This is a genomic window from Octadecabacter temperatus, from assembly GCF_001187845.1.
In the GTDB taxonomy this organism is placed as follows: domain Bacteria; phylum Pseudomonadota; class Alphaproteobacteria; order Rhodobacterales; family Rhodobacteraceae; genus Octadecabacter; species Octadecabacter temperatus.
Map to the genome: position 1 here is coordinate 1,694,793 of NZ_CP012160.1, position 22,240 is coordinate 1,717,032.

Consider the following 22,240-nt stretch of genomic DNA (forward strand, 5'->3'; position numbering starts at 1 on the left):
GTAGGCTGGGCAATCGGCCCGCTTCCCTAATCCTTAGCCCTAATACAAACCACCCGAAGACAACGACCCGAAAGACGCGTTTGAGTTAATGGTCGCCGTCTCACCAGTTGATGTCGTTACGCTAACGGCCGCTGGTGGACGTACTTCGTCAAACAACGGCAAATCGGCCGCCATCGCGAAACCACCGTCAAACGTGATACCAAACACTGGCTCTTCATCTTCGCGGAAACATTCGCGCACAACGTTGTCGCCGCTTGCCCCTTCTGGAAGGCGTGCACCGGTAAAGCGGTCAATATTAATGAACAGACATTCTTCGGGCGCACGAAACGATCCACCGCCGTACTCATTGATGGCAGTACGCATAAAGCTGTTAAACACCGGACCGCAAAGGCCGCCACCAGACGCCCCGCGCCCAAGGGAGCGCGGCGTATCAAAGCCAATGTAGCAACCAGCCACGATGTTGGAACTGAAGCCAACGAACCAAACGTCCTTGGCATCGTTCGTCGTACCTGTCTTACCAGCGATCGGCACCGATAGGTTAATGGAAGAACGCGCCGTACCGCGTTGTACAACACCTTCCATCATCGACGTCAGCTGATAGGCCGTTACCGCGTTCATCACGCGTTCACGGTCAGATGCAATGCGCGGACCACGGCCCTGTTCAAGGGTCGCATCCAGACATTCAGCACAGACGCGTTGATCATGGCGATAGATCGTGTTTCCGTAACGGTCTTGAACACGGTCAACCAAGGTTGGCTCAACCCGCTCACCACCGTTGGCGAACATCGCATAGGCTGCCACGAGCTTATACAGCTGTGTTTCTTCAGAACCTAACGACGCTGAAAGGTAGGCATTCATCCGGTCATAGACGCCGAACCGTTCAGCGTATTCCGCAATGGTGCGCATCCCGACCTCTTGCGCCAAACGCACGGTCATAACGTTGCGAGATTGCTCAATCCCGGTGCGCAATGGCGTTGGGCCATAAAAGCGATCAGATGCGTTCATCGGGCGCCAAACTTCGCCACCCGCCACAACTTCAATCGGCGCATCCACAACAATCGTCGCAGGCGTATAGCCGGAATCGAGCGCTGCCGCGAAAACGAACGGCTTAAACGCCGAACCAGGCTGGCGCTCGGCATAGGCGCGGTTCAATTCGGAAATCGCAATCTCGTAGCCGAAACCACCCTGCATCGCCAAAACGCGCCCCGTGTTCACGTCCATTGCCATGAACGCACCCTGCACTTCTGGTACTTGGCGTAGCGTCCAGCGAATGAAATCGCCTTCACCGTTGTCACCCGTCATCATACGGCGCACGTGCACAATATCGCCGGCCGAGAAATTGTCAGCAAACCCACCACGCATCCATTCGATATCGCGGCGTGGGATGATCGGTTCTTCGTCGCCGATCTCCCAACCTTCAATACCCATGCGCATCTGGTTTTCACCAACTTCAAGTACAACAGCAGGGTACCATTGGTTTTCCAGTGTCACCGTGCGGATGACCGACGCGTTGCGCAGGTTGGCGCGCCATGTTTCTTCGTCCGTCAGCATTTCAACCGGCAGCGTAAGGCCAGTGCCCCGCCATCGCCCAATCCCACGGTCATAGCTTTCTAACTGACGCTGCAACGCATCACGTGCCGCGTCTTGCAGGCTTTCATCCACTGTCGCACGGATCGAAAGACCGGCAGAGTTCATTTCATAATCAGGAAACAACCCTTCAACTTCGTTCACGATAGCAGCGGTGAAGTAGTCGCGTGGTGGGCGTTCAGAACGGGCGCTCGGGAAGTCGCCATTTTGTACGGTGCGAATTGGATCGGCCAATGCAATCGCGAGCTCGTTTTCGTCGATATAGCCGTTTTCAAACATCTCTTCGAGGATGAAGTCACGGCGCTCAAGCGCGGCTTCACGGTTGCGCACAGGGTGATAGCTATAGGGCGCTTTCGGGTGCACCGCGAGGAATGCAGCCTCAGCGGGGGACAATTCAGACAACGGCTTATTGAAGTAAGACCTCGCCGCAGCCGTCACCCCAAAGGAACGAACACCAAGGTCGATCTCATTCAAATAAAGCTCAAGGATGCCCTCTTTGCCCAAAGTTTCTTCAATACGTGGCGCAAGAATGATCTCTTGGATCTTACGCTCAACACGGCGCGAGCCATCGAGTAGGAAGTTCTTAGCAACCTGCTGTGTAATCGTCGACGCACCGCGCAGGTTTTCACCACGGCTAACCACGGCCTCAACCAAAGCAGCACCAATACCGCGCAGATCGTAACCGTCATGGGTGTAAAAGTTCTTATCCTCAGCGGAAATAAACGCCTGCTTTACGATATCAGGAATTTCAGCTGCCGGCGTAAACAGACGGCGCTCTTCGGCGAATTCATCAATCACTTGCCCTTCGCCGGAATACACACGGCTGATGGTTTTCGGCTGATAGTTCGCCAAAGTTTCGTAGGTCGGCAAGTTGCGCCCATACATGTAGAAAATTGCACCCAGCGTCAGGGCTGCCATGCCCGCGCCAAGCGTGAGCATCGAAAAGATGCCGCCAAAGAACGAGAAGATGAATCGCAAGACCATGTAGTAGACCGCCCCTTGGTAGAATTGCCCTGCTTATAGGCAGAATGCATCTTGGCGTCAAAAGGCCAAACACCCATTCTGGCCAATTCCCGCCGGTTACATTGGGGTAACCTGAAACGCCCTTGTGCGCCCCGCCCTGACAGCCCACACCGTATCCATGACAACCTTCACAACACCCGCCGACATCCTGCCAACGTATGAACGTGAAGCGGCTGATTTTCAGGCAGTGCGCAACAAGTCTTTGTTCGAAAAATCGAACCTAGACAGGATGTTAGGCATTACCCCACGCAATGTCGCGCAGCGTAGATTGCTTGATTTGGGCTGTGGTCCCGGCGCGCCGATTGCGACCTACCTGACAGATCGCGGGCTTGCCGTAACGGGTGTAGATGGAGCGGCCACAATGGTCGAACTCTTTGCGGCGACCCTGCCAAACGCCCGCGCCATTCACGCGGATATGAGAACCCTTGATCTAGGCGAGAGTTTCGACGCCATTCTTGCGTGGAACAGCTTCTTCCATCTCGACCAAGACGCGCAGCGCGCCATGTTCCCGATCTTTGCCGCGCACGCAGCACCAAACGCCGCGTTGATGTTCACATCCGGCACGTCAGACGGCGAAGTTTGGGGCCATGCGGTGAAAGAACAGGTCTACCATTCCAGCTTGGCCCCCGATGAATATCGCGCCCTTCTGATCGCCAATGGCTTCAAGGTCATTAGCTTTCGCGCCGAAGACCCGAACTGTCAGGGCCATAGCATTTGGTTAGCGCGGTTTACTGGCGGATAAGGGGCTTTAGCGCGGCTTCTTCAATCGCCCAACGTCCAACGGCCAAGGTTACCGCAGCAACAATCGGTGCGCGTCCCTGTGCTGTCGTGAGACGCGCACGATCATCAGGGTTAGACAAAAATCCAACCTCCAAAAGGATCGACGGAAAATCCGCCGCATTCAAAACGGCCAGCTCCGCTTCACGACGCGGGCGCGAATTCAAAACGGCGCCCGTATCACGCATTGCAGTAACCAGTTGATCTGCAAATCGTTCTCCGGATGCGGCGGTTTCAACACGCACAAGGTCCTGCAACACCATAGCCACCTCGTCGCCCTGCCCGCTTAGATCGACACCGGCCAGCAGATCCCCGCTTTCATGGCGCTCCGCCATGCGTTGGGACGCTTCTTCGGCGGCTTTACTTGTAAGTGTGTAAACAGACGCGCCCGTTGCCTGAATGCCTTCTAAGGCATCCGCATGAAGTGAAATAAACAAATCAGCGCCCGATCCACGCGCCAATGTAAGGCGTTCTTGCAATGGCACAAACGTATCATCCGCGCGGGTCACTGCAGGCTGCACGCCTTCAATTCGGCCCAATGCCGCCGCAAGCTCCAATCCCAAAGCCAGCATGACATCAGCCTCATGCACGTCACCGACATCCGCGCCGGGGTCAATTCCGCCGTGGCCAGGGTCAATCACAATAACCAATGGGCCATCATCGTCTTGCGGTGCAGCCGTCGCTGGATCAGCCGCCATTAGAAACGCCCAATCAGGATCATTGGGTGCGCCGGATGCGGCAATAAATTCGTCAACAGACGTGCTTTTCAACACCAAGCTGATTTGCGCTGTGCCGTCAACATCGTCCACCCGCATCCCCGCTTCATCAATTTGCACAGGGTCCGTCAAATCCAAGATCATGCGCGACCAACCGGGCCGCAGCCCGCCAAACCGCGCACCGGAAATCCAGTCGCTTTGGGTGAATGCCTCTGCGTCAGCACCACGAAAATCAACTTCACGGAAATCCATGACCAATCGCATCGGATCATCCAGCGTAAATACGCGGTACGGCACGGGTTGGGACAAAAACAACTCAACCCCCGCGTGGCGAAATCCATCGTCCGCACCCGATTGGGTCACATCCAACCGCGCCAACGCAGAAAACTCCTGTGCGCCAACCACAGAGCCCAGCACAGTCAACGACGCGCAAACCGCGGCCTTCATTTTGGCGAAAAAACTCAAAGCATCGCCCTTAACTCATCCATGAACGTCGCCAACCGGACAAGCCCCTCACGAATATCTTCTGTTGAACGCGCATAAGACAACCGGACCCATTTATGTCCCTCAACCGGATCAAAATCGAGGCCAGGTGTAATCGCAACACCAGCCTTATCAAGGACTTCTCGGCAAAACTTAAGGCTGTCATCCGTGTAATCCGACACATCGACATAAACGTAAAACGCCCCGTCAGGTGGTGCGAACTTGTCCAATCCCGCTTTGGGGAGTTCCGCCAACATCAACGCACGATTGGCGCGATACACATCGACGTTCAAATCCAGTTCCGGCGCACAGTCCATGGCATGCAGCGCCAACCGTTGGGACGCATGGGACGGGCAAATGAACATGTTTTGCGCAAGGCGTTCGATCTTGCGAACATGGTCTTGCGGCACGACCATCCACCCCACGCGCCACCCCGTCATTGAGAAGTACTTTGAGAACGAGTTGATAACATAGACCTCGTCCGTCACCTCAAGCGCGCTTACCGCGCGGCCCTCGTATCCCAATCCATGATAGATTTCATCGCTGATAAATGCCGCGCCCGTCGCCTCACATGCCCTAGCCAGCGCGCGCATAGCATCGATATCAAGCATCGTACCTGTCGGGTTGGCTGGCGATGCGACAATCAAACCTGCTAAGTCATGTGCTGCCACATCAGCAGCGACAGGCTGCATCCGCGCCTCCAGCGTTGTTGGCATGTCTACCGGAACCAAATCCAACGCCTTCAAAATCTGGCGATAAGACGGATAGCACGGCGCACCAAGACCGACGCGTTCGCCCGTGTCGAATAACGCCGAGAACGCCAATAAAAACGCACCAGACGCGCCCGCCGTAATAACAATCCGCTCAGGGTCCAGCTCCAAGTCATACCATTCGCAGTAATGCTGCGCGATCCGCGCGCGCAATTCCGGCAACCCAAGCCCGACAGTATACCCCAGCGGATCCCCCGCCATATCAGCGGACAATCGCTCAATCGCGGCCCGCGGCGCTCCGGTTCCCGGCTGCCCCACTTCCATGTGGATAATATGGCGCCCTGCGGCCTCTGCTGCGCGCGCTTGCTCCATCACATCCATCACGATGAAGGGATCAACCTCGCCCCGTCTTGAGTTTCGCATGCTGCCCGCCCTATTCTTCTTTGAACCCTGTTTGCCCTGTCCAGCCGGAGCCCGTCAATGCGCCTCTCGATCTTGTCTCTCTGTCTAGGCTTTTGCCTGACGTTTATCAGCGCGGCAAAACCCGCACACGCCGTGAGCTTAATCCGCGACGCAGACATCGAACACAGTTTAGATCAGCTGGCTGCCCCCATTCTGCGTGCTGCGGGGCTGAACCCCAACAACGTGCGTATTTTGGTGGTGAATGACAGCGGGCTGAATGCCTTTGTCATCAATAACCGCGCGATCTTTATTCATTCGGGGCTTTTGCAGCGCGTCACGTCAGCAGCCCAACTGCAGTCCATTATCGCCCATGAAACGGCCCATATCGCCAATGGCCATATCTCTCGACGTCTGACGAACCTGCGCGGTTCAAGCAGTGCGGCTGGATTTGGCCTAGCTCTGGCCCTCGCTGTAGCATTGGCCTCAGACAATCCAGCTGCAGCAGGCGGCATCGCGGCTGGGGCAGCCGGGTCTGCGCAAAGACAGTTTTTCGCCCATACCCGTGCAGAAGAATCCTCAGCCGATCAATCCAGCATCCGCTTTATGCTGCGTGCTGGAATTGACCCTGCCGCCTCAATCGAAGTGCTTGAGATTTTCCGCGGGCAAGAGGCATTGTCCGTTTCACGCCAAGATCCTTACGCCCGTACTCACCCCCTTACCAATGATCGCATCCGTGCCTTGCGTGGACTTGTCGCCGCCAACCCCGGTGCAGCCGAAGCCAATGCAAACGCCGATTTTTGGTTTGCCCGTGCGCAAGGCAAACTGAGCGCGTTTGTTCAAAACCCTGGTTGGACCCTGCGCCGTGTGCGCAATGACGACAGCCCCATTGGTGTGATGCGCCGCGCGGTAGCCTATCACCGCCAAGCCGATGCGAACCGTGCGATCCGTGAAATGCAAACCCTACTCGCCCAATATCCAAACGATGCCTATTGGTACGAACTTTACGGGCAAATCTTGCTCGAAAGCCGCCAACCGGGTCCAGCGGTTCAAGCCTACCAAAACGCGGTGTCCCTAAACGGGAACGAACCACTGATCCTTGCGGGCTACGGTCGTGCGTTATTGGCGTTGGACACCGCTGACGGGAACGCCCGCGCTGTGCGTGCTTTAGAACGATCCCGCGCGCTGGACGGGCAGTCATCAAGCACTTTGCGGGACTTGGGCCAAGCCTATGCGCGCTCCGGTCAACCTGGCCTTGCGTCTCTCGCCACGGCCGAGCGCTATGCCCTTCAGGGCCGCATAGATGACGCGATTGTGCATGCCACGCGTGCGTCAGATCGCCTACCGCGCGGTTCCGCCCCTTGGCAGCGCGCGCAAGACGTGCTTTCTGCTGCACAATAGTATTTTGACGGAGTTTCCAATGCGCCTCACATCCACTTTCGCCGCCTTGATGATGACAGCATCCAGCGTTTTTGCCCAAGACACGATGTCTGATTCCGAGCGCACCGAATTCCGCGCCGAAGTCCGCGCCTATCTTTTGGAAAACCCCGAGGTCCTGATGGAAGCCATCGCCGTTTTGGAAACCCGTCAGGCACAGGCCGAAGTCCTGCGTGACGACCAACTGGTTGCCACGAACATGACCGCACTTGTTGATGACGGGTTCTCTTATGTGGGCGGTAACCCTGATGGCGACGTTACGATTATTGAGTTCACTGACTACCGCTGTGGGTTCTGCCGTCGTGCGCACCCAGAAGTTGCCGAACTGATCGAAACTGACGGCAATATTCGCATCATCACAAAAGAATTCCCGATCTTGGGCGAGCAATCAGTCATCGCATCGCAGTTCGCTGTCGCGACCAAGATCGTCGCGGGCGACGAGGCTTACAAACTTGTCTCTGACGCTCTGATCAATATGCGCTCTGACGTGACCCCTGCCAGCCTGTCCGCACTTGCCTCTGCGTTTGATCTGGACGGTGATGCGATCATGGCCGAAATGGAAAGCGATGCAGTACGTGAAGTTCTCGCCAACAACCGCGCACTGGGTGATCGCATGCAAATCTCGGGCACACCAACATTCGTATTCGGTGAACAACTGGTGCGCGGCTATGTCGACCTTGCTCAAATGCGCAAGATCATCTCCGAAGAACGCGAAGACAGTTAACTATAGGCACCCTTGGTGCATATAGCCTTCCATTTCAAAGACTTGCCCGTCACGTTGCTGCCAACGCAATGACACCCGTGTGGAACAACCAAAAATGAACCGCGCGACGCCCCTACTTGCATAGCGCGATCCATCGCCCGTCGGCGTCGTTTGACCACGATCATCTGACACCATCGAAAAGCGTTCAGCGTCGAGTATCTCATTCAGAACCCCAACCGGTGTTCCGTCGGGAAATCGCTCCGCAACACGTTCCTTTAAGACCACTTCGGCGTCTTGATTGTTCCAAGGCAACCCGCCCGAAATCTCACGCCCTTGCGCGCTCACATAAGACCCAAGGCCGATCGCAATCAAAGCAACCACGAATACCAATAACTTTTTCATCGCCACACTCCACCATGAACAATGTTCACAATATGGAATGAGTCACAAACCCAAAGACAGGAAATCCATACCCCAGTCACTTTGCTTTTGTTTTAGAAATATCCCTGTCGGTCTGGCGGGCTGGCCCCCAGCGTGTCGGATTGGCGAAGCCAATTCGATCCTTAACCCTCTGCCTCTGCCGCCGCGTCCAGCTCAGCCGCTTTCGCCTCTACCTGCTCAACGATGTGCTCAACCATCTCGTCATTGCTCAACTTGTGGGATTGCTTGCCTGCAAGATAAACCATGCCTGCCCCATTGCCGCCGCCGGTAAACCCAACGTCCGTCATCAGCGCTTCACCAGGTCCGTTCACAACGCAGCCGATGATGCTCAGGCTCATTGGTGTCTTGATATGCTCAAGCCGTTTTTCCAGCTTCTCAACTGTCTTTATCACGTCAAAACCCTGCCGTGCGCAGCTAGGACAGGAAATGATATTCACACCGCGGTGACGCAACCCAAGGGATTTAAGGATTTCATATCCGACTTTAACTTCTTCAACTGGATCAGCAGAAAGTGACACGCGGATCGTGTCGCCAATCCCAGCCCACAACAGGCTACCCATGCCGATGGATGATTTGATCGTGCCGCTCGTCAACCCGCCAGCCTCGGTAATACCAAGGTGGATAGGCGCATCTGTGGCTTCGGCTAGCTGTTGGTATGCAGCGGCCGCCATGAACACATCGGACGCTTTACAGCTTATCTTGAATTCATGGAAATCATTGTCTTGCAGGATTTTGATGTGATCGAGGCCGCTTTCCACCATCGCATCAGGGCAAGGTTCGCCATATTTATCAAGCAGATGCTTTTCCAGTGACCCCGCGTTTACACCGATACGGATAGAACAGTTATTGTCCTTGGCCGCCTTGATCACTTCACGCACGCGCTCAGGCGATCCGATATTTCCAGGGTTGATGCGCAGACACGCCGCCCCCGCTTCGGCCGCTTCGATGCCGCGCTTATAGTGGAAATGAATGTCGGCCACGATCGGCACTGGACTGCGCGCGCAAATCTCTTTCATTGCGGCGCTGCTGTCCTCGTCGGGCACGGACACGCGCACGATATCAACACCAGCGTCCACACAGCGGTTGATCTGCGCCAGAGTACCCTCAACATCCGGTGTCAGCGTATTGGTCATCGTTTGCACCGTGATCGGCGCGCCGCCCCCTACTGGGACGTTCCCCACCATAATCTGGCGGCTTTCACGACGATAGATATTTCGCCACGGGCGGATATGGTTCAGCGACATCAGATCACCTGTCAGGATACGTTAGGCATTACCTATCCCTCGCACGTCGTACGAACAACGGGCTGCGACAGTTTGTTTCGGGATTATTGGTCGGCGTCTTGTGCAGACGTATCTGCATCGTCGAGCGGGTTCGCCAGTTCCAACGCGAGACGCGCGAGAATGATCTCTTGCGCCTTCAGCCAATCAGAGTCCGCTTCGATGTCTGCGGCCGCATATGTTTCGGTCAGGTTATCAACGGAAAGCGCCAAGTTAGACGTGACCTGCCCGCGTGGGCCAACCGGTCCATAGTGGGTACCATTCACTGCGAAATATACCGCACCTGATTCACCGATACGCAAAGTCGCTGGAACTTCGTTTTGCGGAACATTGTATGTATCCCCCGCAGTCATAACCGATTCATACAGAACTGTGCCATCTGCGGAACGGACACGCACCCAAGCATCGCGCACAGCAACAAGCTGTACACCAGGGATCGGATTTTCGGTGACTTGGATGTTTGGGCCAACGCCAGCAAGCGTCGTGCTGCCGTCATCCAACAAACCAGGACGTTCAGCTGAAGTTGGCGCCAAAGCACCGTTCGTACCTGGGTTCAGCGTTGCGATCGGGCCATCACGTGGCACCAAAACAGGCGCATCAAGCGCTTGTGGGCGATAAAGACGATCAAGGCTTTCAGATGTCGGCGCTTCAAAACCAGCAACAACATCAACGCCAGCGTCCGCTGCGGGCAAACCGCCACCGGCGAGTGGGTCAATGTCAGCAACAACGGTTGGTGTATTTTCAACCGGCGCAAGCTGTACCTTCTGCACTTCTTGTAAAACCGTGTAGCCACCAAAACCAAGGCCGCCGATCAAAGCGATCAGAACCGCAAAGGACCCTATGGCTCGCGGTTCAACAGATGCAAACATCGCATCCCCTGCCGGAATAAATGGCGTGGCTGGGGTCGCGAAGATGTCTTTCTCAAATGGCGCAGCTTTGACAGGCTTGGCGCCAGACGCTTGTTCGGACATGCCGTGCGCTGTCGCAAAGCCGGATTCAGTACAGAACGTATCAAACGCCCAGTCAGGATCCATGTTCAGGTAGCGCGCATATGAGCGCACGTAACCGGCAATAAAACCTGGTGTGTCGAATGCGGTTGGATCGGAATTTTCGATGGCAGCGATGTAGGCCGCTTTGATTTTCAACTCGCGTTGAACATCCAAAAGGCTTTTACCGATGGTTGCGCGTTCGCCGCGCATCAGATCACCAAGACGTAATTCGAACGCGTCAAAGCCGGCTGTCTCTACAGCTTGCTCTTCCTTTGCGCGTCTGAACCCTTTCCGGATCATCCGTTACCCTCGTGTTGCTGCCCCAGTTGAAACGCGTCGATTCGTCCCATACGCGTTCCTTACGCTCTTATTACCACAAGAAAAACTATTTTGCACGTGCGGCAAACAAGAAGCTCAAAAACCCGCCGACGTAGGGTAACCTAACCGGCGAGTTCGGCGCGATTAAGTGCACAATGGGACCACAGTGCGTCCAGTGCTTTAACCAGTGCATCCATTTCTTTTGGCCCATGCACCGGTGACGGCGTAAAGCGCAGACGTTCCGTGCCGCGTGGCACCGTCGGGAAATTGATGGGCTGGACGTACATGCCGTGGTCTTGCAGCAGCATATCGGACAGCTTTTGCGTGTGCACAGGGTTGCCCACGATCAGCGGCACAATGTGGCTGCCATGATCAATGATCGGCAATCCAAGCCCGCGCAGACGGGTCTTAAGGATTTTCGCCTGTGTTTGATGCTGATCGCGCAGGTCTTGGTCGACCTTCAGATGCGCAACAGACGCCGCCGCCCCCGCCGCAACAGCAGGTGGAATGGATGTCGTAAAGATAAAGCCGGGTGCATAAGAACGCACAGCGTCACACATCTTAGCGCTTGCCGCGATGTAACCACCCATGACGCCGAACGCCTTAGCCAATGTGCCGTTGATGATGTCGATACGACCCATCAACCCATCACGTTCCGCTATACCGCCTCCACGTGGACCGTACATGCCAACGGCGTGGACTTCGTCCAAATAGGTCAGTGCGCCAAATTCATCAGCAATGTCGCAAATTTCTTTGATCGGCGCGAAATCGCCGTCCATCGAATAAACCGACTCAAACGCGATCAGCTTAGGTGCAGCGGGGTCATCAGCGGCCATTACCCGGCGCAGATCGTCCAGATCGTTGTGCTTGAAGATGCGCTTTTCGCCACCGTTGCGGCGAATCCCCTCAATCATTGAGGCGTGATTCAACGCGTCAGAATAAATGATCAGCCCTGGGAACAAACGCGGCAATGTGGACAGCGTCGCATCGTTCGCAATGTAAGCAGACGTAAACAAAAGCGCGTCTTCTTTGGCGTGCAAATCCGCCAATTCAGCCTCAAGGCGCTTGTGGTAAACCGTGGTGCCGGAAATGTTGCGTGTACCGCCAGAACCAGCGCCCGTTGCATTGATCGCCTCGTGCATTGCGTCAAGCACAACAGGGTGTTGACCCATGCCGAGGTAGTCATTGCCACACCAGACAGTGATGTCCTTTTGTGTGCCTTCGGGCGTCGTCCAGATCGCATGCGGGTACTGGCCCTGCTTGCGTTCAATATCGATAAACGTGCGGTAGCGGCCTTCTTCGTGAAGGCGGGCCAAAGCAGCATCAAGTTTAGCGTCAAAATCCAAAACGAATTCCTAGTCGAACAGCGGCGGGACTCGCCCCGCCAATTAGGTTTAATGCCTGATATATCCACGACCCAATTCAGGCAACACTTTGCGCACCGTTATCTTACCCCTGATACGGTTCGTCGCACTTATAGATTACGCGCCCTAACACCCTGATCCAAGTCCCATCACGAACGCTTGACGCTGCCCTCCACTGTGACACTCTCCGATGAAACCTTAATTCCGGAGTCCCCCATGTCATTAGATGCAGTCCTTACCAAAATTGATGATGATCTCGATGCGTCCCTTGATCGCCTGATGGGGCTGCTAAAGCTACAGTCCGTGTCCACCGATCCTGCCTACAAAGACGAGGTTAACAAGGCTGCAGACTGGCTTGTGGAAGACCTAAAATCGCTTGGCGTGGACGCCTCCAAACGCGACACCCCGATGCACCCAATGGTCGTTGGGCATGTCGGGAACTCTGGCCCACACTTGCTGTTTTACGGTCACTACGACGTGCAACCCGTTGATCCTATTGAACTATGGGATCACGACCCCTTTGCGCCCTTCATCGAAGATCGAGACGGCAAAAAGGTCATTCGCGGCCGCGGCACGTCTGATGACAAGGGCCAATTAATGACCTTTATGGAAGCCTGCCGCGCGTGGATCGCCGTGCATGGCGAACTCCCCTGCCGCATCACGTTCCTGTTTGAGGGCGAAGAAGAAACCGGCTCCCCCAGCTTGGTGCCTTTCATGGAGGCCAACGCAGATGAGTTGAAAGCTGACCTCGCCCTGATCTGTGATACAGGCATGGTCGCCCAAGGCGTACCCTCCATCGCCAGCCAATTGCGCGGGATGTTGAAGGAAGAATTTGTCCTGCATGGCCCAGCCATGGATTTGCATTCCGGTCACTACGGCGGCCCCGCCGTGAACCCCCTCAAGGAAATCAGCCGCATCATCGCGTCCTTCCATGATGACGATGGCCGCGTAACGATTGATGGGTTTTACGACGACGTCATCGAGATTGGCGACAACCTTAAGGCGCAATGGAAAACATGCGGCTTCGATGAAGCCGAATACATGCAAAACGCGGGTCTTACCGAGTCTGCTGGCGAAAAGAACTATTCAATCCTCGAACAACAATGGTCCCGCCCAACGTTAGAAATCAACGGCTTATGGGGTGGCTATCAAGGTGCGGGGTCCAAAACCGTGATCCCAGCGGACGCCCATTGCAAGATCACCTGCCGCCTCGTTGGGGACATGGATCCGGATAAAATCCGCATCGCCCTACGCAAACACGTCGAAAGCCAGCTGCGCCTTGGCACGTCCGTCACTTGGGACAACGACCTTGAAGGCGCGCCAGCGTCAGTAATGAACACAGACCGCCCCGAATTTGAACAAGCCCGCCAAGCGCTGAGCAATGAATGGGACCGCGAGGCCGTCTTCGTCGGCATGGGCGGGTCCATCCCCATCGCTGGCCATTTCAAAACCGTGCTGGACATGGACGCGATGCTGATCGGCTTTGCGTCTGAGGACGACCGCATCCATTCACCCAATGAGAAATACGACGTTGAAGCGTTTCACAAAGGCACGCGTTCATGGGCGCGGGTACTGGCGGCACTGACATGAAGCGCCTGCTTAACCAGCTTTGGATCGTGATCGGCGCGGTTGTCGTCGCGTTTATTGTGTCTTGGTTCATCTACATGCCAGACGCTGAACAACGCGGCGCTTGGCGGGCGCAAACTGGTGGTTCGATCATCACCCTCAACATGCTTCAGGCTAAGTTATATAGTGAAAACAGCCATTCATGCGTTGAGCAACTTACGTTTCCCGCCCACTTGAAGCTGGTCGAGTTCGCAGAAGGCGCGACTGTTTCGGTAGAAGACGACACCCTTATACTGCGCGTTGACGGTGCATTGGACGCGACGCCTTACACCCGTATCGACGCCCTGCCCGCGCCTTGCGAAGTGGCCGACGCCGCCTCGCCCCGCGACGTCTTCGACGCCATGTGGACCGCAATGGACGAACACTACGCTTTCTTCGACCTTCATGGCGTCGACTGGGATGCGAGGCGTGCATTAGCCCCCGAGCCGACTGCGGAATTGGACGACACAGAGATTTTCGATCTCATCGGCCAAGCGTTGGAAGGCTTGGACGATGGGCATGTTCAGCTTGGAACGCCGATCGGATTTTTCTCACCTTCCGAAGCGCCAACTTGGTTCACCCAAGACCCGTTCTTCACACGCGACGGCTACCTTATCCGCGCCGACCTGACACGCGCGGCTCATGATACCGTTGGCACCCCACTTACACCTGTTGAACTTACTGGCATCGAATACGCCCTACTTCCCGATGGCATTGGTTACATTTCCATCCGTCACATGGGGTTCGACACGCCATTCGGCGCACGCAGCGAACCGGCAATGGCGCAGGCGTTTATTCAGGTCGCCGATGCATTGGCCGAAGCAAATTCCATCATCATCGATCTGCGCTACAACCCTGGCGGTTCGGATTCGGTGTCATTTGGCGTCGCCAGCCACTTTGTCGACCAACCCCTTAATGTGTTTACCAAAACAACACGGGACGGGAATGGGCAAACCGCCCCGTTCACAGCCACGTTGCAACCGTTTGACGCGACACCCCTCACCCAACCAGTGATCGTCCTCACCAGCAAGCTCACAGGCTCTGCCGCTGAGATCTTGACCATGGCCTTTCGTGAAATGCCGCAGGTTACGGTCATGGGCGAAGCCACGTCAGGCGGGTTATCGGACATTTTGGGTTTCAAACTGCCGAACGGCTGGGACTTAGGCCTGTCGCATCAAACCTACCGCACGATGGATGGATCACTTTACGAGGCTGTTGGCATCCCGCCTGATGTCCCGTTTACGATCGAAGCGCCCCCACTCATGCGAGGCGAAGACCCCCTTCTACGCGCTGCACTCGCAGCCGCACGGGACTAAAATTGGTCGGGTACTCGAGGCACGAAACGGCGGTTTTGCGGGACTTAGTTGCCGTTGATGTTTTAGCTCAGAAAGAGCTAAAGCTCTGTTTTGTCTATATCGCGCTTCCGTTTGCGATTAGACCAGAAACCCCAAGCAACGACCGCGCAAATAATGACATAAAATAGAAACAGCCGAGGCCACCCCCCCTTTTTAACATCTGGAAAAGTTTCGCTTAACTGGAAAAGCGCGGGAGCTACAAAGACTGCCGCAAGGAAAAGTCGCGACCAAATGGCCTTAATTCGGTTAAGGAATTTCATAGCTTTCATTCCCAATGCGTCAACAGGGGCACCGTAAGTAACGCCCAAGCACTTTGGAAGGGAATTTTCGTGCTATGACGGTAACTATTGGCTCAATCCAGACATTCGCTGCACCGTGTAACAGACAATCCGTCCGTCAACAAAGCACCACGACATTCTCTCGTCCGACAGGTCGATCAGATCATTTCAGAGAAATAAGTGGCGCGGTTGACGGGACTCGAACCCGCGACCCCCGGCGTGACAGGCCGGTACTCTAACCAACTGAGCTACAACCGCGCACTTTTTGCTTTTATCCTCTAGCAGAGCGGTTCAATCCTTGAACCAAAGGGACAGCGGTGGCGCGGTTGACGGGACTCGAACCCGCGACCCCCGGCGTGACAGGCCGGTACTCTAACCAACTGAGCTACAACCGCCCACTGTCCATCAACGTTAGTCGATGTGGGGTGCTTCTAGGCAGCACGCATCGCCCCGTCAAGCCACAAGCGAGCTTGAATTTAAGTTTCTCCCAAAAGAGCGAAAATAATCAATTTTTTAGTCTGATTGTCGGGCCAACCCTTGGCCGGCCCTTGAGGGAAACCCGTAACTTCCGTCGTGTCGTGCAAACCGGATAAGCACACCGCATAGCTGCCGCCCACCTGACGCCCTATACAAGTGCCCTTCAACACGTTAGAGCCGCGCCAACATTGATGCGCGCCCGTGTTGGCTGCGCCAAACCCAACTAAGAAAAGTGATACTGCTGTGAAACAGGCTCTTGCTGATGCCATCAAAGCGCGTGGCTACGAAACGCTGACCCCCGTCCAAGAGGCGTGTTCCGATCCTGCGCTGGAAGGCAAAGACCTTCTGGTCTCTGCGCAAACCGGTTCTGGTAAAACACTTGGCTTTGGCATCGCGATTGCGCCAAGCCTGCTGGGTGACAGCGAAAAGTTTGACCGCGCAGGCGCACCACTGGCATTGGTCATCGCACCGACACGCGAATTGGCCCTGCAGGTTAAGCGGGAACTGGCGTGGCTGTACGAGAAAACGGGTGCCGTGATTGCATCCACCGTTGGCGGCATGGACATGCGTGATGAACGACGCGCATTGGAACGTGGCGCACATATCGTTGTGTCCACACCGGGCCGTCTGCGCGACCACATCATGCGCAAATCCATCAACCTGAACGCCCTTAAAGCGGTTGTTCTGGATGAAGCGGATGAAATGCTCGACCTTGGGTTTCGCGAAGATCTTGAATTCATCCTCGAACAATCCCCGGAAGACCGCCAGACGCTGCTATTCTCGGCGACTGTCCCTGCGTCCATCGCCAAGCTTGCACAGCGCTACCAGAAAGACGCACAGCGCGTGGCGACTACGACAGGTGAAAAGCAGCACGCGGACATCGAATACCGCGCATTCAACGTTTCACCACGTGACGGTGAGAACGCAATCATCAACGTTCTGCGTTACTATGAAGCGCCAAACGCAATCGTTTTCTGTAACACCCGCGCAACCGTGAATCGCATGACTACGCGCCTGTCCAATCGTGGATTTAGCGTTGTGGCCTTGTCTGGTGAGTTGTCACAAGCCGAACGCACGAACGCGCTTCAGGCTATGCGTGATGGCCGCGCCCGCGTCTGTGTGGCAACCGACGTTGCAGCCCGCGGTATCGATTTGCCAAACCTTGAATTGGTGATTCACGCCGAATTGCCATCAAACCAAGACACGCTTTTGCACCGTTCAGGTCGTACAGGCCGCGCTGGCCGCAAGGGTGTTTCTGCACTGATCGCGCCGCCAGCCGTGCGCAAGAAGGCTGAGCGTTTACTGGGTTGGGCAAAACTGACGGCAACATGGGCGGATGCCCCGTCTGCCGACGAAGTCAGAGCAAAAGACGAAGAGCGCATGCTCGAGGACACGGATTGGTCCCCTGAAGTCGACGGTTCGGCCCAATCAATGGTTACAACCATGGCTGAACGGTTCGCGCCGGAACAGCTTGCGGCGGCTTACCTGCGTCTTTACCGCGAAAAACACACAGCCCCTGAAGAATTGTCTGCACCGTCCGCCCCAGCGAAACCACGCGAAGCCTTTGGCAAATCCGTCTGGTTCTCGCTTCCCGGTGGCCGCGAAGCTGGTGCCGAACCGCGCCGTTTGCTGCCGATGATCTGCAAGATGGGCAACATCACCAAAGACGACATCGGTGCGATCCGCATTCAGCCAAACGAATCCTACATCGAAGTGCGCGAAACCGCCCTCAAGACGCTGACGGACGCACTCGGTGGGGATATGACGCTGGAAAACGGCGCCCCCCTCACCCGCGTTGAAAAGCTGCCGGTCTTTGAACGTGGCGCACCGCGTAAGGACTTTAAATCGCGCGACAAGGCCCCACACCGTGGCAAGGACGGCGACAAGCCGCACCACAAATCCAAAGGCACCACAAAGCCGGTGGATTGGAATGACGAACGCGAACCGCGCGCGAAAAAGCCAAAGGGTGGCGCGAAGCCACATGGTGGCAAACCAAAGTTCGACAAGAACAAGTCATCCGATGATACCATCGAATCCTACAAGCCGCGCAAGCCACGTGATGGCAAACCCTACGCTGGCAAGTCTGATGGGAAGCCTACCGGCAAGCCATACGCAGGTAAGGGCGGCGGTAAGCCGGCGGGCAAAGATGGCGGCGGCGCGCCAAAGGTGGGCAAACCGTCCAGCAAGAAAAACCGGGCACGCGCCCTTGCAGCCAAAGGCGGAAACGCCGCCCCACGCAAGCCACGCACAAAGTCCTAAAACACAAAAGCCCGCCTCAAAACTGAGGCGGGCTTTTTTAATCAGTCGCGCATTGGATCAATTCGGTCCGACGTAGCCTGGGTTTTCGTACGTTACGCCCTGCTGGTAATTCGAGCGCATTTGCACCTTGCCATCCAAGAACAGCGCACGGCAATCGTTGGCATCGTGCAATGCGTCTTCTGGCAGCAGCAGCGTGTGTGCCATCGGTCCAGTAAAGCGCGGATCATCACAATCCCCGTCGTTCGCCCACTGGCTGGCGTTATCGCCCCAAATGAAATCTGCTGGCACCATCATGCAGCCCGCCAAACCGAGCAAGCAACCGCCTGCGATCATCTTTGTAATAATTGATTTCATGGAATCCCCCATCTAACTCTAACAACTTTTGGGGGAACTTAACGACTTCTGGAGCGGGGGGTAAACCGATTACTGGAAATGTTTTGAATGCGTTACCGTGTTTTTCCACCCACACACGTTCAAAATCATAGGATAAAATTTGTTCGCATTTTGTTTTGCAACATGGTTACCTGATGAAAGCCATTACCCGAAGACCAGATCGAAGGACAAAAAATGGGAATTCAAACAGATAAACTGAACAGATCGTTCCGCGCGTTCATCGAAAAGCAATTTCTATTTTTTGTCGCCACAGCAGCCCCGACCGGTCGCGTCAACGTCTCACCCAAGGGGCTAGATTGCCTGAAAATTCTGTCTGATAAACAGCTGGTATGGTTGAACTTGACGGGCAGCGGCAATGAAACGGCCGCCCACGTCGCACAATCCCCGCGCATGACAATGATGTTCAGCTCGTTTGAAGGTGATCCACTGACGCTGCGTGTCTATGGCACTGCACGTGTTGTTCACCCTCGCGATGCGGATTGGACCGCCCTCCTCGCGCACTTCCCAGACTATGCGGGCGCACGCAATATTTTCACCTTGGACATTGATCTGGTTACGACCTCATGTGGCACAAGCGTTCCCGAAGTTGAGGTCACCCGAACCCGTGCAGATAAAGACATGGAGCCTTGGTATGCTGAAATGGGCCCAGAGGGCGTCGACAAGTTCTGGCATAAGAAGAACGTCAAAAGCGTCGATGGCTTTGAGACAGGGATTTTTGAAGATATGGAATAAAGCGCTTAACCGGAAACGGGGCGCGCACGCGTTTCCGAAGTGAAACGCTAAATCGCGTTCCGCCCGATGATCTATTCAAAATTGGGGGAAATGGTGGGTCGTGAGAGGCTCGAACTCCCGACATCTTCGGTGTAAACGAAGCGCTCTACCAACTGAGCTAACGACCCGATGGGCAGCGTTTAGCGCCCCTTTTCACGACGTGCAAGCCCCCGATTGCCTATGTGAGCATCTTTTGTGTGCCGCCCTTCAAATGATACACACAACCCTGCCCGCCGTGGATGCTTGGGTTGGCCAAAGCGTCCTTTCCAACAACGATGGAACGGATCACGCGGCTGGTAATTCCATGGGTTATCAGAACTGTAGGGCGTTTCATTTCAGACAAGAACGAAAGGCATCGCGCCTCAACCGCTGCCAGCCCCTCACCGTTCGGGGCCATCTCATATTGCGCCATATAGGGATCATCCCCCGTGCCTTGTGGCAGCTCGGCGCGCAGGCGCCCTGCCCAATCACCGACGCCAATCTCACGCAGGCGAGTGTCGGTATGCACGGCCTCGGCCAAGGGGCCACAAGCAATGCCAGCAGTTTGCACCGCACGACCCGATGGGCTGGACCAAAATTCAAAACCCGTTAAGTCTAGGTCGCGCAGGATCTCGCCCTGCCGCGCGGCATCCATCTCACCTTTGGGCGTAAGGGGTGAATTTAGCCAACCTTGCATGCGGTCTTCTGCATTCCACTCGGTCTGGCCGTGGCGCAGGATATAAAGTTCTGGATATGTCATATGGCGTGGGTAGCGCGGGCGCGAACAAACCAAAACCCCGATTGCACAGAATCATTGATTTGAAATTCAAATAGCCCGATAGAGAGCCTGCATCTCTCGCCCGCGGGAGAGTCTGGGTTCGACCCAGCGCCGAAGGAGCAACGACCCGGAAACTCTCAGGCACACGGACCGCGGAGCGTATCGCAATCTGGAGAGTGGCGTTAAGGCGCGCCCACCGAAGGAGCCGTCACAGATCATCGTGGCGAAACTCTCAGGTCCCCTGACAGATGGGTTCACCGCCGATACGTCGGCATGTTTGAACGCTGTCTAAAGGGAAATAACCCCATGAAAACAATCGCCGTTATCGGTGCCGGCATCACCGGAATAACCACCGCCTACGCCTTGATGAACCGTGGCTTTGACGTCACCGTGTTTGATCGCAATCGCTATGCTGCGATGGAAACGTCCTTTGCCAATGGCGGGCAACTGTCCGCATCAAACGCCGAAGTCTGGACCCAATGGTCCACGATTTTCAAAGGCCTCAAATGGATGACACAACGCGGCGCGCCGTTGCTTGTGAACCCGAAACCAAGCTGGCACAAATATTCTTGGATGGCGGAATTCATGTCCAACATCCCCAACTACCGCAAAAACACCGTTGAAACTGTGCGCCTCGCCATTGCCGCCCGTGAACATCTAATGTCACACGCGGCCAAGGAAGGCTTTGATTTTTCACTGGAAAAACGCGGCATCCTACACGTCTATGATTGCAAACCGGACTTCGACGGTGCTGCAAAAGTGAATGACATGCTCAAAGAAGGTGGTCTCGAACGCCACGCCGTCACCGCGGATGAAATGCGAGAACTCGAGCCTGCGTTGAAGGGCGAAATCTATGGCGGCTACTACACCGAAAGCGATTTTACCGGTGACATTCACAGCTATGCCAAGGGGCTTGGCGAGGCCTGTAAGAAACATGGCACAACGTTCAAATACGGCTGTTACGTCGAAACCCTAACAGCGCGTGAGCGCGGCGGCGTCGATGTCGGCTGGACCGAAGCCTCAGGTAACCAATCCGGTCACTTTGATGGAATCGTCATTTGCGCCGGCGTGCGTAGCCGTGCGTTCGCGTCGATGGTTGGGGACCGCGTAAACGTCTACCCTGTCAAAGGATATTCTATCACAGTCGCGCTGGACGATGAACAAAGCCAAGCAGCCGCGCCGTGGGTGTCTCTGCTGGATGACAAAGCAAAGATCGTGACCTCACGCCTTGGAGACAATCGTTTCCGCGTCGCTGGCACGGCCGAATTCAACGGTGAAAACCGCGACATCCGTGATGACCGCATTCAGCCGCTGGTGAAGTGGGTTGAGAATCTATTTCCAGACGTCAGCACGGAACATGCCATCCCCTGGGCTGGTCTGCGTCCGATGATGCCGAACATGATGCCGCGTGTCGGTCCGGGCAAATCTTCGGGCGTGTTTTACAACACAGGACACGGCCATCTGGGTTGGACGCTGTCCGCCGCCACCGCCGAGATCGTGGCCGACAGCGTGCTGGATGCATCGCGTTCAAACGCAGCCTAAGGCAAAACGGCACGTGAAGGGGTTTCCATCACGTGCCGCATAGAATTTACAGGTCGTTGATTTGACTAGATAACTTCATCGCCCACAACGGTTTTCGCAGGGCCACCTGGGTTGTTCGGGTGACGCAGTTTCACCGTCACAATCGTCGCGTTTGCCGCCTCTTTCGTACGCTTTACCATCAGTTTACCAAGCGGTGGAACCGTCAGATCTTCGCCTTTCGTCAATGCACGGCCCAACACCGCGAGCATGGCTTCAACGACAGGTTTAACGTCTTTTTTCTTCATGCCCGTTTCGGCCATCACACGATCAATAAGCTCAGGCTTTTTGATCGGCGCGCCGGCAACAACCGGCTTTACAGTCTCAACGATGGTGGCTTTCGGAATTACGGCTGCTTTCGCTGGCGTGGCCACGGCTTTCGCTGTCGCGACTGGCTTCGTTGCTACTTTTGGCGCTGACTTCGCAGCGGTTTTCGTGGCCTTCTTTGGCGTATTTGTCGCTGTTTTTGTACTGCTAGTGGCCATCATTCTCTCCGATCGGTCGCACAAGATTGTGCCTGTTACAGAAACAATAGCGATA

General features: G+C 55.6%; 18 protein-coding genes, 3 tRNA genes and 1 riboswitch. Of the genes, 8 read left to right on the forward strand and 13 right to left on the reverse strand.

Going from position 1 to position 22,240, the window contains the following annotated elements:
• Positions 1-39 precede the first annotated feature (39 nt).
• Positions 40-2,571 (reverse strand): penicillin-binding protein 1A, encoded by a 2,532-nt coding sequence (locus OSB_RS08460; RefSeq protein ID WP_049834578.1) that lies wholly within the window; start codon positions 2,569-2,571, stop codon positions 40-42.
• Positions 2,572-2,728: 157 nt separating this feature from the next.
• Here OSB_RS08460 and OSB_RS08465 point away from each other — a divergent pair, with 157 nt between their 5' ends.
• The gene (locus OSB_RS08465; protein ID WP_049834579.1) at positions 2,729-3,352 is read left to right on the forward strand and encodes a class I SAM-dependent methyltransferase; all 624 of its coding nucleotides are present in this window, start codon (positions 2,729-2,731) and stop codon (positions 3,350-3,352) included.
• Here the strand turns inward: OSB_RS08465 and OSB_RS08470 are convergent.
• A complete protein-coding gene (locus OSB_RS08470; RefSeq protein WP_234967366.1) occupies positions 3,339-4,568 on the reverse strand; it encodes an N-acetylmuramoyl-L-alanine amidase in 1,230 nt (409 codons plus the stop codon). The genes OSB_RS08465 and OSB_RS08470 overlap by 14 nt on opposite strands.
• Positions 4,565-5,719, reverse strand: coding sequence for a pyridoxal phosphate-dependent aminotransferase (locus tag OSB_RS08475; protein WP_049834580.1), 1,155 nt, complete (start codon positions 5,717-5,719; stop codon positions 4,565-4,567). The genes OSB_RS08470 and OSB_RS08475 overlap by 4 nt, the downstream gene beginning before the upstream one ends.
• A gap of 57 nt (positions 5,720-5,776) precedes the next feature.
• On the opposite strand from OSB_RS08475, the gene OSB_RS08480 reads away from it, so the two are divergent.
• A complete protein-coding gene (locus OSB_RS08480) occupies positions 5,777-7,096 on the forward strand; it encodes a M48 family metalloprotease (RefSeq protein WP_049834581.1) in 1,320 nt (439 codons plus the stop codon).
• Positions 7,097-7,115: 19 nt separating this feature from the next.
• Positions 7,116-7,856 (forward strand): DsbA family protein, encoded by a 741-nt coding sequence (locus tag OSB_RS08485; RefSeq protein WP_049834582.1) that lies wholly within the window; start codon positions 7,116-7,118, stop codon positions 7,854-7,856.
• Here OSB_RS08485 and OSB_RS08490 read toward each other — a convergent pair whose 3' ends face one another.
• From OSB_RS08490 to hemA, 4 genes are all read right to left on the reverse strand, one after another.
• Positions 7,857-8,237, reverse strand: a complete 381-nt coding sequence (locus OSB_RS08490; RefSeq protein WP_049834583.1) for a hypothetical protein — start codon at positions 8,235-8,237, stop codon at positions 7,857-7,859.
• Between the two features lie 161 nt (positions 8,238-8,398).
• Positions 8,399-9,520: a flavodoxin-dependent (E)-4-hydroxy-3-methylbut-2-enyl-diphosphate synthase gene (gene ispG, locus OSB_RS08495; RefSeq protein WP_049834584.1), complete on the reverse strand. Its 1,122-nt coding sequence runs from the start codon at positions 9,518-9,520 to the stop codon at positions 8,399-8,401.
• 83 nt (positions 9,521-9,603) lie between these two features.
• A complete protein-coding gene (locus OSB_RS08500) occupies positions 9,604-10,845 on the reverse strand; it encodes a helix-turn-helix domain-containing protein (RefSeq protein WP_049834585.1) in 1,242 nt (413 codons plus the stop codon).
• 140 nt (positions 10,846-10,985) lie between these two features.
• Positions 10,986-12,209 carry a 5-aminolevulinate synthase gene (hemA, locus tag OSB_RS08505; RefSeq protein ID WP_049834586.1) on the reverse strand — a complete coding sequence of 408 codons (1,224 nt, stop codon included), beginning with the start codon at positions 12,207-12,209 and terminating at the stop codon, positions 10,986-10,988.
• A gap of 234 nt (positions 12,210-12,443) precedes the next feature.
• On the opposite strand from hemA, the gene OSB_RS08510 reads away from it, so the two are divergent.
• Entirely contained in the window at positions 12,444-13,817 is a 1,374-nt protein-coding gene (locus tag OSB_RS08510) for a dipeptidase (RefSeq protein WP_049834587.1), read from the forward strand.
• A complete protein-coding gene (locus OSB_RS08515) occupies positions 13,787-15,148 on the forward strand; it encodes a S41 family peptidase (protein ID WP_234967367.1) in 1,362 nt (453 codons plus the stop codon). The genes OSB_RS08510 and OSB_RS08515 overlap by 31 nt, the downstream gene beginning before the upstream one ends.
• Before the next feature lie 498 nt (positions 15,149-15,646).
• Here the strand turns inward: OSB_RS08515 and OSB_RS08525 are convergent.
• Together OSB_RS08525 and OSB_RS08530 are read right to left on the reverse strand one after the other, a co-directional pair.
• Positions 15,647-15,723, reverse strand: a tRNA-Asp gene (locus tag OSB_RS08525).
• 60 nt (positions 15,724-15,783) lie between these two features.
• Positions 15,784-15,860 (reverse strand) — tRNA-Asp (locus tag OSB_RS08530).
• Positions 15,861-16,185: 325 nt separating this feature from the next.
• Here OSB_RS08530 and OSB_RS08535 point away from each other — a divergent pair.
• Positions 16,186-18,201: a DEAD/DEAH box helicase gene (locus tag OSB_RS08535; protein WP_049836104.1), complete on the forward strand. Its 2,016-nt coding sequence runs from the start codon at positions 16,186-16,188 to the stop codon at positions 18,199-18,201.
• Positions 18,202-18,258: 57 nt separating this feature from the next.
• On the opposite strand, the gene OSB_RS08540 is transcribed toward OSB_RS08535, so the two are convergent.
• Positions 18,259-18,555 (reverse strand): hypothetical protein, encoded by a 297-nt coding sequence (locus OSB_RS08540; RefSeq protein WP_049834590.1) that lies wholly within the window; start codon positions 18,553-18,555, stop codon positions 18,259-18,261.
• Positions 18,556-18,768: 213 nt separating this feature from the next.
• Between OSB_RS08540 and OSB_RS08545 the strand changes: the two genes are divergently transcribed.
• Positions 18,769-19,326, forward strand: coding sequence for a pyridoxamine 5'-phosphate oxidase family protein (locus OSB_RS08545; RefSeq protein WP_049834591.1), 558 nt, complete (start codon positions 18,769-18,771; stop codon positions 19,324-19,326).
• A gap of 91 nt (positions 19,327-19,417) precedes the next feature.
• Here OSB_RS08545 and OSB_RS08550 read toward each other — a convergent pair.
• A tRNA-Val gene (locus OSB_RS08550) sits at positions 19,418-19,493 on the reverse strand.
• A 50-nt stretch (positions 19,494-19,543) separates the two neighbouring features.
• Entirely contained in the window at positions 19,544-20,104 is a 561-nt protein-coding gene (locus tag OSB_RS08555) for a histidine phosphatase family protein (RefSeq protein WP_049834592.1), read from the reverse strand.
• Positions 20,105-20,197: 93 nt separating this feature from the next.
• A riboswitch (glycine riboswitch) is annotated at positions 20,198-20,285 on the forward strand.
• A 143-nt stretch (positions 20,286-20,428) separates the two neighbouring features.
• Here OSB_RS08555 and OSB_RS08560 point away from each other — a divergent pair.
• Entirely contained in the window at positions 20,429-21,664 is a 1,236-nt protein-coding gene (locus tag OSB_RS08560; protein ID WP_049834593.1) for a D-amino acid dehydrogenase, read from the forward strand.
• 65 nt (positions 21,665-21,729) lie between these two features.
• On the opposite strand, the gene OSB_RS16505 is transcribed toward OSB_RS08560, so the two are convergent.
• A complete protein-coding gene (locus OSB_RS16505; protein ID WP_082166444.1) occupies positions 21,730-22,185 on the reverse strand; it encodes an HU family DNA-binding protein in 456 nt (151 codons plus the stop codon).
• Positions 22,186-22,240: the final 55 nt, after the last annotated feature.

What these genes read in the sequence shown, in the direction of transcription:
- OSB_RS08460 (WP_049834578.1), bottom strand. Translation starts at nt 2,571, where the DNA reads ATGGTCTTGCGATTCATCTTCTCGTTCTTTGGCGGCATCTTTTCGATG.
- OSB_RS08465 (WP_049834579.1), top strand. Translation starts at nt 2,729, where the DNA reads ATGACAACCTTCACAACACCCGCCGACATCCTGCCAACGTATGAACGT.
- OSB_RS08475 (WP_049834580.1), bottom strand. Translation starts at nt 5,719, where the DNA reads ATGCGAAACTCAAGACGGGGCGAGGTTGATCCCTTCATCGTGATGGAT.
- OSB_RS08480 (WP_049834581.1), top strand. Translation starts at nt 5,777, where the DNA reads ATGCGCCTCTCGATCTTGTCTCTCTGTCTAGGCTTTTGCCTGACGTTT.
- OSB_RS08485 (WP_049834582.1), top strand. Translation starts at nt 7,116, where the DNA reads ATGCGCCTCACATCCACTTTCGCCGCCTTGATGATGACAGCATCCAGC.
- OSB_RS08490 (WP_049834583.1), bottom strand. Translation starts at nt 8,237, where the DNA reads ATGAAAAAGTTATTGGTATTCGTGGTTGCTTTGATTGCGATCGGCCTT.
- ispG (WP_049834584.1), bottom strand. Translation starts at nt 9,520, where the DNA reads ATGTCGCTGAACCATATCCGCCCGTGGCGAAATATCTATCGTCGTGAA.
- OSB_RS08500 (WP_049834585.1), bottom strand. Translation starts at nt 10,845, where the DNA reads ATGATCCGGAAAGGGTTCAGACGCGCAAAGGAAGAGCAAGCTGTAGAG.
- OSB_RS08510 (WP_049834587.1), top strand. Translation starts at nt 12,444, where the DNA reads ATGTCATTAGATGCAGTCCTTACCAAAATTGATGATGATCTCGATGCG.
- OSB_RS08515 (WP_234967367.1), top strand. Translation starts at nt 13,787, where the DNA reads ATGGGCGCGGGTACTGGCGGCACTGACATGAAGCGCCTGCTTAACCAG.
- OSB_RS08540 (WP_049834590.1), bottom strand. Translation starts at nt 18,555, where the DNA reads ATGAAATCAATTATTACAAAGATGATCGCAGGCGGTTGCTTGCTCGGT.
- OSB_RS08545 (WP_049834591.1), top strand. Translation starts at nt 18,769, where the DNA reads ATGGGAATTCAAACAGATAAACTGAACAGATCGTTCCGCGCGTTCATC.
- OSB_RS08555 (WP_049834592.1), bottom strand. Translation starts at nt 20,104, where the DNA reads ATGACATATCCAGAACTTTATATCCTGCGCCACGGCCAGACCGAGTGG.
- OSB_RS08560 (WP_049834593.1), top strand. Translation starts at nt 20,429, where the DNA reads ATGAAAACAATCGCCGTTATCGGTGCCGGCATCACCGGAATAACCACC.
- OSB_RS16505 (WP_082166444.1), bottom strand. Translation starts at nt 22,185, where the DNA reads ATGGCCACTAGCAGTACAAAAACAGCGACAAATACGCCAAAGAAGGCC.